This window comes from Bacillus sp. FSL P2-0069 (assembly GCF_038593315.1).
Lineage (GTDB): Bacteria > Bacillota > Bacilli > Bacillales > Bacillaceae > Bacillus > Bacillus safensis.
Genome location: NZ_CP151984.1, coordinates 2,788,161 through 2,802,334 on the forward strand (window position 1 = coordinate 2,788,161; position 14,174 = coordinate 2,802,334).

Genomic DNA, 14,174 nt, shown 5'->3' on the forward strand with positions numbered 1-14,174 from the left:
TACTGTTACGAAAAAAATCGTGCGTTAGGGGTATACTCGTGAAAAAAACTTTAAGACTGCAAACACGGCTGACGATCTTTGTGTGCATCGTTGTCCTGATCTCCCTTTGTATCACATTCTTTACGATATGGTCGGAAACAGCCAAGAACATCCATCAGCAGGAACGTGACATTGCTCTCTCTACTGCCAAAATGGTCGCAGAGGCACCGATCACCGCACAATCATTAGAAAATCATTCATATTCCGCATTACGAAAATATACAACAAGTGTTCAGCAAATCACCAAAACCGAATTCGTTGTCGTCATGGATATGAACGGTATCCGCAAAACACACCCGAATCCGCAGAAGATTGGAAAGCGGTTTGCCGGCGGTGATGAAAAAGCAGCATTACAGGGGAAAGAACATATAAGTACGGCTTCTGGAACACTCGGCAGATCCATGCGTGCTTTTGTTCCTGTTTATGATCAAAATGGAAAGCAGCTTGGGGCTGTGGCCGTCGGGATTACGTTAAAGGAAATTGACTTGATTATTCATCAAAGCTTACTTCCACTCTACTTCGTCACATCACTCAGCCTTCTATCTGGCATCATTGGAGCACTCATTGTGGCAAGAAAAGTGAAGAAGATTATGTTTGGACTTGAGCCGGATGAGATCGCCACATTGTTAAAAGAACGAAGCGCCATGCTAGAATCAACAAAAGAAGGGATTCTTGCCGTCGATCAGCACGGTAAAATCAAACTGGCCAATGCAGAGGCAAAACGGCTCTTTCATAATATGGGCATTATGGTTGATCCTAGAGAACAAGATGTTCAAACTCTCCTCCCTTCAAGCGGCTTAAAACAGGTCATTGAAACACGCAAGCCGCTGCTTGATCGTGACGTGAGAATGAATGGACTGGAGCTCGTCTTTAATGAAGTGCCAATTACGGTAAAAGGTGAAATTGTCGGAGCCATCGCCACCTTCCGTGACAAAACAGAAGTGAAACATCTGGCTGAACAGCTTAGCGGGGTCAAAATGTATGCGAATGCGCTCCGTGCCCAGTCACATGAATTTATGAACAAGCTGCATGTCATTTTAGGATTGGTTCAGCTCAAAAACTACGATGATCTTGGCACCTATATCAAAGATATTGCGATCTATCAGCAAACGGAAACAAATGAAATCATCAACCATGTGAAAAACTCTGTTTTAGCAGGATTTTTACTAGGAAAACAAAGCTATATCAGGGAACAAGGCGCTGCCTTGGAGGTTATTTGCAGCACACAAGTGCCAAATACGGAGGACCCGGCAGTGACGCATGATCTCATTACCGTGATTGGCAACTTGTTAAATAACGCACTCGATGCTGTTTCACATACTGACACGAAAAACATCTCGATCTCCTTCAGATACGTCCATGAGCAGCTTCACATTGAAATCACGGACACAGGTGTTGGTCTCACGAAAGAAGAACAAGACATCATGTTTGATCAAGGCTTTTCAACTAAAGGAGAAGACCGAGGGTTCGGACTCTACTTCGTTGACCAAAGCATCAAGAAATTGAACGGACATATGATTGTCACGAGTGAAAAAGGAGAAGGAACGACCTTTAGTCTCCGCATTCCATATAAACAAAAGGAGGATTCACATGATTAATGTGTTAATAGTAGAAGATGATCCAATGGTTGGGGAGCTGAACAAACGCTATCTGACCCAAATCGACGGCTTTGAGTTAAAGGGGATTGCCACCTCCTTTCAGCAGGCACTTGAAGTGTTAAAAACAGAAGTCATACACCTCGTCCTGCTCGATATTTATATGCCTGGTCAAAATGGACTGGCATTACTAACAGAAATTCGCCAGCAAAATCATGCCGTTGATGTCATTGTCATTTCGGCTGCAAATGAAGTCGATGTTGTACAGCAAACGATGCGAAACGGAGCAGTTGATTATTTAATTAAGCCTTTTGAGTTCGAACGATTCCAATCAGCACTGGCAGAGTACAAACGGAAACACGCCCTGTATCAATCCATGAACAGCATTTCGCAAAATGATTTAGATGCGAAGCTTTTTCATAAAAAAGCAGAGGCGGAAAAAGTCCTCTTGCCAAAAGGACTGACCAAAAGCACACTTAAACTCATCTGGACAAGCATTCAATCATTTGGCCAGCAGGCTTTCACAACCGAAGACCTAGCCAATCATACAGAAATCTCTCAAGTCTCCATTAGAAAATACTTGAAGTTCCTTGAGGATATCGAAGTGGTGGATGTTGAAATGGCGTATGGGACAATTGGACGTCCTGTTTTCCAATATAAATTGAACACGAGCAATATGAATTTGATTCAGCAATATCTTTAAACTGCTACATCTGACCTTTCACAAAGGCCAGATGTTTTTTTATGGCATACGATGTAACAAACCCCTTGATATCAGTAGTTCTGCTGTAGCGAAGCACATCACAAAAGCGGCATTATATCATATTTCAGCAGATAAAAAGACATCAAATAAACCCATTTAACATTTTTTTAAAAATAAAACAAATTTCTATTTATTTATTCGATCGGAAATGATAAATTATGATTGATTAGTTCAACGAGATATAAGTCTGATGTCTCACATCTTCTCTCCTGCCCTCCATAAGTTTCATGAGAAAGCAGGATAAAATACCCTCTTCAGAAGGGTGAGAAGAGATAGATCGGTCTTTTTTCGCGAGACTTTTCTGAAACTTTTAAATTTTATAGGGGGTTATGTTTTGAAGAAGCGCAAAATTGGACTAGCATTGTCCTTAGTCGTAGCAGCAGGAACCATCCTTGGAGCATGCGGCAACTCTGGCTCAAACAGCGGTGAAAGCAAAAAAGATAAAGATCAATTCACTGTTGCAATGGTAACTGATGTCGGTGGTGTCGATGACAAATCGTTTAACCAATCAGCTTGGGAAGGTTTACAAGCATTTGGGAAAGACAACAATCTAAAAAAAGGTAAAAACGGCTTTGATTACTTACAATCTAAATCAGATGCTGACTATACAACAAACTTAAACACACTTGCTCGTGAGAAATTCGACCTGATTTACGGAATTGGTTTCTTAATGGAAGATGCTATTTCTGAAATTGCGGATCAACGTAAGAAAAACCACTTTGCGATCGTTGATGCAGTCGTGAAAAAAGACAACGTAGCCAGCATTGTATTTAACGAAAACGAAGGATCATTCCTTGTGGGTGTTGCGGCTGCTCTTTCTACAAAATCAAACAAAATTGGATTCGTAGGCGGCGTTGATTCTGAATTAGTCAGAAAATTCGAAGTTGGCTTCCGCGCAGGTGTTGAAGCAGCTAATCCGAAAGCAAAAGTTGAAGTGAAATATGCCGGTGCATTCGATAAGGCTGACATCGGGAAAGCAACAGCTGAAAGCATGTACAAATCTGGCGTCGACATCATCTATCATGCTGCTGGCGGCACTGGAACTGGTGTCTTCACAGAAGCGAAAAACCTGAAAAAAGCAGATCCTAACCGTAAAGTTTGGGTTATCGGTGTAGATAAAGACCAGTATGACGAAGGAAAAGTACCTGGAACAAAACAAAGTGTCACCCTTACTTCTATGGTTAAGAAAGTAGACACAGCGGTACAAGACTTAACAACGAAAGCAAAAGAAGGTAAGTTCCCTGGCGGTGAAGTGATCACATACGGTCTGAAAGAAGGCGCTCTTGACATCTCTCCATCTAAGGAAAACCTTGATAAAGATGTATTAAAGAAAGTTGAAGAATGGAAACAAAAAATCATCAAGGGTGAAGTGAAAATCCCTGCAACACGTGATGAACTAAAAGATTTTAAAGCTTAATTTGAGCATCGGGATAAGCGCGCCTTATCCCCTTGCCTCTCCTTTACCTCCTCTTTATTCGTAAAAGGTGGTAAAAGAAAAGCTGCAGCCTCGTTTTGCAGCTTTTCTTTTGCTAGTTTTTATCTTCATCAGCACCCTAAAAAAGGAGCGGTTAAACCTGTGGATTATGTCATTGAAATGTTGAATATACGCAAAGAATTCCCTGGCATTGTAGCAAACGACAACATTACGCTGCAGCTAAAAAAGGGCGAAATTCATGCGCTGCTTGGTGAAAACGGCGCTGGAAAATCAACGCTCATGAACGTGCTTTTTGGACTGTACCAGCCTGAAAAAGGTGAAATCAAGGTACACGGAAAACCTGTGACCATCTCTAGTCCAAATGATGCTAGTGATTTAGGCATCGGAATGGTGCATCAGCACTTTATGCTTGTCGATACCTTCACTGTCGCTGAAAACATCATTTTAGGTAAAGAGCCAAAGAAGTTTGGAAAGATTGACAAAGAACAAGCCATACAGCAAGTACAAGAGCTTTCTGACCGCTATGGTTTGAAAATAGATCCTGCCGCAAAAGTATCTGACATCTCTGTCGGCATGCAGCAGCGTGCAGAAATTTTAAAAACACTTTACCGCGGCGCTGACATTTTGATCTTCGACGAACCAACGGCCGTTTTAACACCTCAAGAAATCAAAGAACTCATACAAATTATGAAAAACTTAATTAATGAAGGCAAATCCATTATTTTAATCACCCATAAGCTGAAAGAAATTATGGATGCCTGTCATCGCGTGACCATTATCCGAAAAGGCCAAGGCATTCGTACACTTGATGTGGCAAGTACAAATAAAGACGAACTGGCAAGCCTCATGGTTGGCCGTGAAGTGTCATTTAAAACAGATAAAAAAGCGGCTTCTCCTGCTGAGGAGGTTCTTCAAATTCAAGACCTCACAGTAAAAGACGCCAGAGGAATTGAAGCGGTCAAACAGTTGAACCTCTCAGTGAAGGCTGGCGAAATTGTCGGAATTGCTGGGGTAGATGGCAATGGCCAGTCTGAATTAATTGAAGCCATTACCGGTCTAAAGAAATCAGAATCTGGCACGATCATGCTAAACGGGAAAGCCATTCAAAATCTCCCGCCTCGTAAAGTGACCGAATCCGGGATTGGACATATTCCTCAGGATCGTCATAAACATGGACTTGTACTCGATTTTTCAATTGGAGAAAACATTTCCTTACAAACGTATTATCAGCGTCCTTATTCAAAATTCGGATTATTGAATATGAAAAATATTTATCAAAAAGCAAAACGAATCATTGCGGAATATGACGTCAGAACACCGAGTGAATATACAGAAGCGCGCGCTCTGTCAGGCGGTAACCAGCAAAAAGCCATTATCGGCCGTGAAGTTGACCGCAATCCTGATTTATTAATTGCCGCTCAGCCGACACGTGGACTTGATGTTGGTGCGATTGAATTTGTTCATAAACGTCTAATCGAGCAAAGAGACACAGGCAAAGCCGTTTTGCTCATCTCCTTTGAGCTTGATGAAATTATCAATGTCAGTGATAAGATCGCTGTTATTTTCGAAGGCAGCATTGTCGCCATTGTTGATCCAAAAGAAACAACAGAGCAAGAGCTTGGTCTATTAATGGCTGGAAGTACGCAACAGGAAGTGGGGAAAGAAGCAAATGTCTAATCGCTTAACAAATCTGCTGATTCCGCTTATAGCCATTGTACTTGGTCTTTTGGTTGGGGCCATTATTATGATGGCAAGCGGTTATAGTGTCATCGAAGGCTATAGCGCCCTTTGGAATGGCGTTTTCGGTGAAACCTATTATATGGGAGAAACCATCAGACAAGTAACACCTTATATTTTATCAGGGCTTGCTGTTGCCTTTGCATTTCGGACAGGCCTGTTTAATATCGGTGTAGAAGGTCAAATGCTTGTTGGCTGGGTAGCCGCTGTATGGATTGGAACAACTGTCCATGCACCTATGTATATTCATCTGCCGCTTGCACTCATCACCGCAGCTGCTGCAGGTGCTTTATGGGGCTTTATTCCTGGATTTTTAAAAGCTCGTTTTTATGTGCATGAGGTCATCGTTACTATCATGATGAACTACATCGCCCTTCATGTCACAAACTATTTAATCTCAAATGTCTTAACAGATAATAAAGATAAAACAGATAAAATCGATGCCACTGCGTCGCTCCGCTCTGGATTTTTTGAGCAGATCACTGATTTTTCCCGAATGCATAACGGTATTTTTGTTGCCATTATTGCTGCGGTCGTAATGTGGATCATTATTCAAAAAACGTCTAAAGGGTTTGAATTACGAGCAGTTGGTATGAACCAGCAGGCATCACAATATGCTGGTATGAACGTTCGCCGCAATATCATTTATGCGATGCTCATTTCAGGTGCTTTTGCAGGTCTTGCAGGCGCTATGGAAGGCCTTGGTACATTTGAATATGCTTCTATTAAAGGCTCGTTTACAGGCGTAGGTTTTGATGGAATTGCCGTCGCTTTATTAGGTGGAAATACGGCTGTTGGTGTTGTCCTTGCTGCATTATTGCTTGGTGGATTGAAGGTCGGTGCATTAAATATGCCGCTTGAATCAGGCGTACCGACTGAGGTTGTTGATATTGTCATTGCGATCATCATTCTTTTCGTCGCCTCAAGCTATATTATCCGTCTTGTGATTCAACAAATGAAGAAAAAGGGGGGAAAATAAGTGGGATTTCTGCAAATACTTGAAATCATCGTCCCAGCTACACTTGTTTATGCTGCACCACTTATTTTAACCGCTCTTGGAGGCGTCTTTTCAGAAAGATCAGGTGTCGTCAATATCGGTCTTGAAGGGTTGATGGTCGTCGGAGCATTTTCAAGCATTATTTTTAACTTATTTTTTGCTGATACGTTTGGAGCCTTGACCCCGTGGCTTGGGCTTCTCGTCGGAATGGCTGTTGGCGGTTTGTTCTCACTGATTCATGCAGTGGCGACCATTACCTTCCGAGCTGATCAAACGGTCAGTGGTGTGGCGATTAACATGCTGGCACTTGGCGCTACATTGTTTGTCGTCAAACTGATTTATGGAAAAGCACAAACTGATAAAATTACAGAGCCTTTCTATAAAGGAGATATCTCCCTTTTAAGTGACATTCCGATCATTGGTGATATTTTCTTTAAAGATGTTTATTATACGTCTATACTCGCCTTAGCTCTTGCGGTTGTTGCTTGGTTTGTTTTATTTAAAATGCCGTTTGGTCTTCGTCTTCGTGCAGTCGGAGAGCATCCAATGGCAGCTGATACAATGGGTATCAAAGTGTATCGGATGCGTTATATCGCTGTTTTCATTAGTGGACTGTTTGGCGGTCTTGGCGGAGCTGTTTATGCCTCAACGATCGCGCTTGATTTCTCACATGCCACCATTACTGGACAAGGCTTCATCGCACTAGCTGCGCTTGTATTCGGTAAATGGCATCCATTTGGCGCAATGGGCGCCGCCTTATTCTTTGGATTTGCTCAAAGTTTAAGCATCATTGGCTCTCTCCTGCCGCTGTTCCAAGATATACCGAATGTGTATATGCTCATAGCACCATATGTGCTCACCATTTTAGCACTTACTGGCTTCATCGGACGTGCCGATGCACCGAAAGCACTTGGTACGCCTTATCTAAAAGGAAAACGATAAATACGATGTATGATCAATCCCCTGAAGGACAAACTACCTTCAGGGGATTTTTGTATGATAAAAAACTCAAAAACCCCTGTTTATTTTACTTTTATTACACTTATTTTAGTTTAATAAATAGAAGAGTGTCATTGAATCTTCTACAATTGAGACAAATAGCATTTGGGGGTGTTTATGTGGCTAATGCACAACAATTGAAATCGATTACAGACGATTCTGACAATAATAAAAGCGTTTTCCGTAAGATCATGTCTTGGAAAATTGGTGTTATTGATCTACCTGTGTATTTAGTACTTGCAGCGATTATTTTAACTGCCGCTTATTTTAATAAAATTCCAGCAAATATGCTTGGTGGTTTCGCTGTTATTATGATTTTGGGGATTTTCCTTGGAGATGTAGGACAACGTATTCCAATCTTAAAAGATATTGGTGGACCGGCGATTCTTTCTTTATTCGTACCATCGTTCCTGGTCTTTTTTAATGTTCTGAATCCGAACTCATTGGAAGCGGTTACGTCTCTTATGAAAACGTCGAACTTCCTTTACTTCTATATTTCTGCTCTTGTAGTAGGTAGTATTCTTGGGATGCAGCGAACTGTTTTAGTACAAGGCCTTATTCGTATGTTTGTTCCTCTAGTTGCAGGTACAATTGCAGCTGTGAGTGCTGGTATCCTTGTTGGCCTTTTAGTTGGTTACACACCGCATCATTCATTCTTCTTTATTATTGTACCGATTATTGCCGGTGGTGTTGGTGAAGGGATTTTGCCATTATCTATCGCTTATTCACAAATTCTTGATGTGTCAGCAGAGTCATTAATTTCTCAATTAATTCCTGCAGCTGTCATTGGGAACGTCATTGCCATTATCTGTGCTGGCGCAATGAAGAAGCTTGGTGAGAAACGTCCTGAACTAAACGGAAATGGCCGTCTTGTGAAATCAAAAGAAGCAAACGAAATATTTGAACAGCCAGATCTGGATGCAAAAGTTGATTTCGGGTTAATGGGTGCTGGTGTACTCGTTGCTTGTACAACCTTCATCTTTGGTGGTTTGTTAGAAAGCTTTGTTCATATTCCAGGTCCAATCTTGATGATTGTTCTTGCCGCTTTAATCAAATACTTAAACGTGATGCCTCAGCATCTTCAAAATGGCTCACAGCAGTTCTACAAGTTTGTATCAAGAAGCTTTACATGGCCGCTAATGGTTGGTCTTGGTATTCTGTACATTCCACTTGATGATGTAGCAACTGTCATCTCCATTCCATTCGTATGCGTATGTATCGCTGTTGTACTCGCAATGGTTGGTTCTGGTTACTTCGTTGGAAAACTAATGAACATGTATCCAGTAGAATCAGCTATTGTCACTGGCTGTCACAGCGGACTTGGCGGTACTGGTGACGTTGCCATTCTTTCAGCTTCTGGAAGAATGGGTCTTATGCCTTTCGCACAAGTATCTACACGACTTGGCGGAGCAGCAACAGTCATCTGTGCAACGATCTTACTCAGAATGTTTAGTTAAACATTCACACATAAAAAGCATGGGCTCTCACATGGACCCATGCTTTTTTTATATTTCTTTTATCCTATAGGATCTTATTCATCAGCTAATACAATTCGTAAATATTCCCTGGGCTGAAAAGGATACAGCTTGGTTTCTTGATAGCTCATGTGAAGAAGATGCTCAGAAAACAGCGGCCATTCACTCCCGGCCTGCCACCTTTTTTGATCATTTCGGTCGATCAAGAATGCTCCTCCTAAAATCGTGCAGAATAGGCTTAAGCTGATGGCGATCTTTCGTTTCATTTGATCAGCTCCTTTAAGAAAAGCATGTACGAAAAACAAAACAATATACAATGAGTATCATTTTTGATAAAATTATTTTGTGGTCAAAAGAACCTAAAACAAATACAGTTTGCTTGAAATCGTTTCAAACCAATGCACTATGGCTGTATTTACGCTATAATTTTAATTACCAGTTCTTTAGAACGTGAATTTATATTGATCAAAGGAGGTTCATTTTCTTGCAGCTTATTCACTTCGCCATCCTATCACCTTTTTTACTCGCTTTTGTTGTACCTTTCCTTTACAAATATGTGAGACGTATACATACAGGATGGTTTGTTCTCATCTTGCCGATTCTCTTATTTACCTATTTCATCCAAATGTTACACATCACTTCGAATGGACGAACGCTTTTCTCACAGGCTGAATGGATTCCATCTTTAGGGATGAATTTCACTGTGTATGTCGATGGTCTCAGCCTGTTATTTACTTTATTAATTACAGGTATCGGCTCACTAGTGGTGCTGTACAGTATTTTCTACTTATCAAAGGAAAAAGAACAGCTTGGCTCTTTCTACACGTATTTGCTCATGTTTATGACCGCGATGCTGGGTGTCGTTCTTTCTGACAACATGGTCGTTCTATACTTGTTTTGGGAGTTAACGAGTATCTCTTCCTTCCTCTTAATTGGGTATTGGTATAAGCGGGACCGCTCTAGGTATGGAGCAACAAAATCACTGCTTATTACTGTTTTTGGCGGATTAGCTATGCTTGGCGGCTTCATCCTCATTTACCTGATTACTGATTCATTCAGTATTCGTGAAGCAGTGAATCAGCTTCAGCTCATTATGGCATCACCTTATTTTATCCCTGCCATGATCCTAATCTTACTAGGTGCCTTTACGAAATCAGCGCAGTTCCCATTCTATATCTGGCTGCCTGATGCAATGGAAGCACCGACCCCTGTGAGCAGTTATCTGCATTCTGCTACGATGGTGAAAGCCGGTATTTATCTTGTTGCCCGCTTCAGTCCAATCTTTGCTATATCAGAGGTATGGTTCTGGACCATTTCCATCGTGGGACTTGTCACATTATTCTGGGGATCATTCCACGCCGTCCGGCAAAACGATTTGAAAGCCATTCTGGCCTACTCGACAGTGAGTCAGCTCGGCATGATTATGCTCATGCTTGGCGTCGGCGCAGCTGCGATTCATGAAAACAATCCTGCCTTTTTTGGCGCAGCCGTTCTTGCAGCTATTTTTCACCTCATTAACCATGCTACGTTTAAAGGCAGTCTCTTTATGGCAGCTGGTATTATCGATCATGAAACAGGAACTCGTGACATTCGGAAATTAGGCGGATTAATGACGATCATGCCGATTACCTTCACAATTACGTTAATCGGTACATTTTCAATGGCCGGATTACCGCCATTTAACGGTTTCTTAAGTAAAGAGCTATTTTTCACAAGTATGATACGGATTTCTGATATCAGCTTTACGGACGTTTCAACATGGGGTGCCATCTTCCCAGCACTCGCTTGGCTCGCTAGTGTCTTTACGTTTATTTATAGTATGATGCTCCTCTTTAAAACTTTTAGAGGCCGTCTGAATATAGACCAATTGGAGAAAAAACCGCATGAAGCACCGATCGGCATGCTCATTCCGCCCATCATTCTAGCTGCACTTGTGGTCACCTTCTTCTTTTTCCCTAATATTCTTGCCTATTCTGTCATTGAACCTGCAATTGCGGCGATCATTCCTGAAGCGATTGAAACAGGAAGCCGTTTTTCTGTGAAAATTGAAGCATGGCATGGCTTCCAGCCAGAACTCTATATGACAATAGGTGTTGTTGTACTCGGCACAATCGGCTACTTGACGCTTTCAAAATGGCGTCCAATGTACAACATCTTTAAGGAAAAGTGGTCATTTAATGCTTTATACGACCGCTCTCTTATCGGTTTAGAAAAAGGTTCATACCGCCTGACAAACAGTTATATGACTGGTTTTCTTCGTGACTATCTTGTCTATGTGTTTGGGTTCATGATTATCGTTATTGGCGGCGTGATGTTTTATCAGCAGGCCTTTTCATTTCAAACTGATCAGGCTGCCTCAATTGGCACGTATGAGGTGATTCTTTCACTTGTGATGGTGGCGGCGACGATTGCCACAGTATTCGCAAGTTCACGATTAACAGCTATTATTGCACTAGGTGTCATGGGCTACACGCTGTCATTATTCTTCGTGATTTTCAGAGCACCTGACCTTGCGCTGACGCAGCTGATTATTGAAACGATTTCTGTCGCACTGTTTTTGCTTTGCTTCTATCATTTGCCGAAGCTGAGCTTAAAGCAAAAAACAAGAAGATTCAAAATGACCAATTTCATCATTTCATTAGGCGTTGGGGTTGTTGTCACTTGTCTAGCTTTCGCTTCCACAAGTCAGCAGTCACTTGACACCATCTCAACTTACTTTATTGAAAACAGCTACAAACTTGCTGGCGGTGACAATATTGTCAATGTCATTCTAGTAGATTTCAGGGGCTTTGATACCCTTTTTGAAATTACCGTGCTCGCCATTGCGGCACTTGGTATTTATGGGTTATTAAAAACACAAGCAAAACGGAAGAGAGGTGTGCGGCGATGAGAAAGATTGATACGAATGATATGCTTTTGCAAGTCACAACAAAAATCACAGCATTCATCATCTTGCTTTTCTCCCTTCACCTATTTCTTGCGGGACATAACAATCCTGGCGGCGGATTCATTGGCGGCCTGATGAGTGCTGCGGCTGTCGTTCTTCTGCTTTTAGCCTATGATCTGAAGACAGTAAGACGCATTTTGCCATTTGACTTTATTTATGTAACTGGAGCCGGTTTGCTCGTTGCGATCCTGACAGGTATGGGATCCTTTCTATTCGGTGCACCTTTTCTATCCCATGCATTTGATTATTTCCAATTACCGTTTTTAGGGAAAACAGAACTGGCGACAGCTGTCCTGTTTGATATCGGTGTGTATTTGGTTGTTGTCGGTGTCACCATGACCATTATTCAAATGATTGGAGAGAAGGAATAATGGAATTTCTAATGTCTATTATCGTCGGAATTATTTTTATGGCGGCGACCTATTTGATGCTGTCAAAGAGCCTTCTGCGGGTCATCGTCGGTACTGCTGTTTTGAGTCACGGCGTCCACTTGCTTCTTTTAACAATGGGCGGTTTAAAAAAAGGAGCGCCTCCCGTTCTAAAAGAGGGGATCACATCCTATGTGGATCCATTGCCACAAGCATTAATTTTAACAGCCATTGTCATTGCTTTTGGTGTGACATCCTTATTACTTGTCATGGCCTTCCGTGCCTTCCAAGAGCTGCGAACAGATGACATGGATCAAATGAGAGGAAATGATCAGCATGAATAATCTCGTGATCCTGCCTATATTAATTCCATTACTAGCTGCTACACTATTGATCTTTATGAATAAAAACATCATGCTGTCAAGAGTCTTTAGTGTCTTGGCATCTCTTTCAGCCATTATATGTAATGCATATTTGGTTCAAACGATTTTCACAAATGGGATACAAACCCTTTATTTGGGCGGCTGGAAAGCGCCATTTGGGATTGCCCTTGTGGCCGATCAATTTGCTGCACTCCTTGTGCTGACCGCTTCCGTTGTCGGGCTTGTGACAGTCCTCTTCTCCTTTCAAACGATTGGGAAAGAAAGAGAGCAGCTCTTCTATTATTCTGGCGTACAGTTTTTGTTAGCTGGCGTGAGCGGAGCCTTTTTAACGGGAGATATTTTCAACCTGTTTGTATTCTTTGAATTACTGCTGATGGCATCTTATATGCTTATTGTATTAGGAGGATCAAAGCCTCAGCTTCGTGAATCACTCAAATATATTGTGTTTAATATCATCTCGTCGGCATTATTTATTGTCGGAGTCGCCTGTTTATATGCAGTGACGGGTACGCTCAATATGGCTGATTTAAGTGTGAAAATAGCTGAATCAGGGCAAACAGGATTAATCACTGTTATTTCCATCCTGTTCCTCATTGTATTCGGCTTAAAAGCTGGGATCTTCCCGCTTTATTTCTGGCTGCCAGGATCGTATCATGCGCCGCCAGCAGCGATTTCAGCTCTATTTGGGGCTTTGCTGACAAAGGTTGGCTTATATGCGATTGCAAGAGTCTTTACATTAATTTTTATACACGATACAGGCTTCACCCATACACTCATGGCGTGGCTTGCCGCACTGACGGTGATATTCGGTGTGATAGGCTCGATCGCCTATTCTGATGTGCAGAAGATCGTGATTTATAACATTGTCACAGCTGTTGGGGTCATTTTGTTTGGATTTGCAGCCAACACACCTGCATCACTCCAAGGTGCCATTTATTATCTCATTCACGACATGGTGATCAAAGGGGCTTTATTTATGCTGGCAGGTGCCCTCTTTGTGTATGCTGGTACAAATCAACTGAAAAAAATGGGCGGACTGATTCAATCCCAGCCTCTATTAGGATGGATGTTTTTCATATCGGCTTTATCGCTTGCAGGAATTCCGCCGCTAAGTGGCTTTGTTGGAAAACTAAAAATTGTGGAAGGTGGATTTTCTGCTGGACACATGACGTTTTCTATCCTGGTCTTACTGTCCAGTCTCCTTGTCCTCTACTCTATTATGAAGATTTTCATGTCCGCATTTTGGGGCGAGGAACAGGATATGCGAAGAAGAAAGCCGTCAATTAAAGGAATGGTGTACCCTGGCGTACTGCTTGTCGTCCTATCGCTTTCCATTGGGTTAGGGACAGAGTTCATTGCCCCTTATATCAATCAAGCAGCGGAAATGCTCTCTACACCAGAAAAATATATTCAAGCTGTGCTGAAGGAGTAGATGA

12 protein-coding genes are annotated in these 14,174 nt (G+C 41.9%); 11 read left to right on the forward strand and 1 reads right to left on the reverse strand.

The window, feature by feature from the left end; genetic code table 11:
- The first annotated feature begins 38 nt into the window (after positions 1-38).
- From malK to NSQ34_RS14440, 7 genes are all read left to right on the forward strand, one after another.
- Entirely contained in the window at positions 39-1,637 is a 1,599-nt protein-coding gene (gene malK, locus NSQ34_RS14410) for a malate sensor histidine kinase MalK (protein WP_024425933.1), read from the forward strand.
- Positions 1,630-2,337 carry a response regulator gene (locus tag NSQ34_RS14415; RefSeq protein WP_024423307.1) on the forward strand — a complete coding sequence of 236 codons (708 nt, stop codon included), beginning with the start codon at positions 1,630-1,632 and terminating at the stop codon, positions 2,335-2,337. The genes malK and NSQ34_RS14415 overlap by 8 nt, the downstream gene beginning before the upstream one ends.
- Positions 2,338-2,731: 394 nt before the next feature.
- Positions 2,732-3,814, forward strand: a complete 1,083-nt coding sequence (locus NSQ34_RS14420) for a BMP family protein (protein WP_024425935.1) — start codon at positions 2,732-2,734, stop codon at positions 3,812-3,814.
- Positions 3,815-3,973: 159 nt separating this feature from the next.
- Positions 3,974-5,509, forward strand: coding sequence for an ABC transporter ATP-binding protein (locus tag NSQ34_RS14425; protein ID WP_046313354.1), 1,536 nt, complete (start codon positions 3,974-3,976; stop codon positions 5,507-5,509).
- On the forward strand, positions 5,502-6,548 hold the full coding sequence (locus tag NSQ34_RS14430; protein WP_081124742.1) for an ABC transporter permease: 1,047 nt from the start codon (positions 5,502-5,504) through the stop codon (positions 6,546-6,548). The genes NSQ34_RS14425 and NSQ34_RS14430 overlap by 8 nt, the downstream gene beginning before the upstream one ends.
- Entirely contained in the window at positions 6,549-7,508 is a 960-nt protein-coding gene (locus NSQ34_RS14435; protein ID WP_046313350.1) for an ABC transporter permease, read from the forward strand.
- Positions 7,509-7,684: 176 nt separating this feature from the next.
- The gene (locus NSQ34_RS14440) at positions 7,685-9,022 is read left to right on the forward strand and encodes a 2-hydroxycarboxylate transporter family protein (protein WP_046313348.1); all 1,338 of its coding nucleotides are present in this window, start codon (positions 7,685-7,687) and stop codon (positions 9,020-9,022) included.
- Positions 9,023-9,096: 74 nt separating this feature from the next.
- Here NSQ34_RS14440 and NSQ34_RS14445 read toward each other — a convergent pair whose 3' ends face one another.
- Positions 9,097-9,306 carry a hypothetical protein gene (locus tag NSQ34_RS14445; protein WP_024423313.1) on the reverse strand — a complete coding sequence of 70 codons (210 nt, stop codon included), beginning with the start codon at positions 9,304-9,306 and terminating at the stop codon, positions 9,097-9,099.
- Between the two features lie 218 nt (positions 9,307-9,524).
- Between NSQ34_RS14445 and NSQ34_RS14450 the strand changes: the two genes are divergently transcribed.
- The 4 genes from NSQ34_RS14450 to NSQ34_RS14465 are packed head-to-tail and all read left to right on the forward strand — an operon-like array spanning position 9,525 to position 14,170.
- The gene (locus NSQ34_RS14450; RefSeq protein WP_176967249.1) at positions 9,525-11,930 is read left to right on the forward strand and encodes a Na+/H+ antiporter subunit A; all 2,406 of its coding nucleotides are present in this window, start codon (positions 9,525-9,527) and stop codon (positions 11,928-11,930) included.
- Positions 11,927-12,358 (forward strand): Na(+)/H(+) antiporter subunit B, encoded by a 432-nt coding sequence (locus tag NSQ34_RS14455; protein ID WP_024423315.1) that lies wholly within the window; start codon positions 11,927-11,929, stop codon positions 12,356-12,358. The genes NSQ34_RS14450 and NSQ34_RS14455 overlap by 4 nt, the downstream gene beginning before the upstream one ends.
- A complete protein-coding gene (locus tag NSQ34_RS14460) occupies positions 12,358-12,699 on the forward strand; it encodes a Na(+)/H(+) antiporter subunit C (RefSeq protein WP_048237322.1) in 342 nt (113 codons plus the stop codon). Before NSQ34_RS14455 ends, NSQ34_RS14460 begins: the two co-directional genes overlap by 1 nt.
- Entirely contained in the window at positions 12,692-14,170 is a 1,479-nt protein-coding gene (locus NSQ34_RS14465) for a Na+/H+ antiporter subunit D (protein ID WP_176967248.1), read from the forward strand. The genes NSQ34_RS14460 and NSQ34_RS14465 overlap by 8 nt, the downstream gene beginning before the upstream one ends.
- Positions 14,171-14,174: the final 4 nt, after the last annotated feature.

Bases quoted from the DNA above. Each gene is read 5' to 3' on its own strand.
- NSQ34_RS14465 (WP_176967248.1), top strand. From the start codon at position 12,692: ATGAATAATCTCGTGATCCTGCCTATATTAATTCCATTACTAGCTGCT.
- NSQ34_RS14415 (WP_024423307.1), top strand. From the start codon at position 1,630: ATGATTAATGTGTTAATAGTAGAAGATGATCCAATGGTTGGGGAGCTG.
- NSQ34_RS14455 (WP_024423315.1), top strand. From the start codon at position 11,927: ATGAGAAAGATTGATACGAATGATATGCTTTTGCAAGTCACAACAAAA.
- NSQ34_RS14430 (WP_081124742.1), top strand. From the start codon at position 5,502: ATGTCTAATCGCTTAACAAATCTGCTGATTCCGCTTATAGCCATTGTA.
- NSQ34_RS14445 (WP_024423313.1), bottom strand. From the start codon at position 9,306: ATGAAACGAAAGATCGCCATCAGCTTAAGCCTATTCTGCACGATTTTA.
- NSQ34_RS14460 (WP_048237322.1), top strand. From the start codon at position 12,358: ATGGAATTTCTAATGTCTATTATCGTCGGAATTATTTTTATGGCGGCG.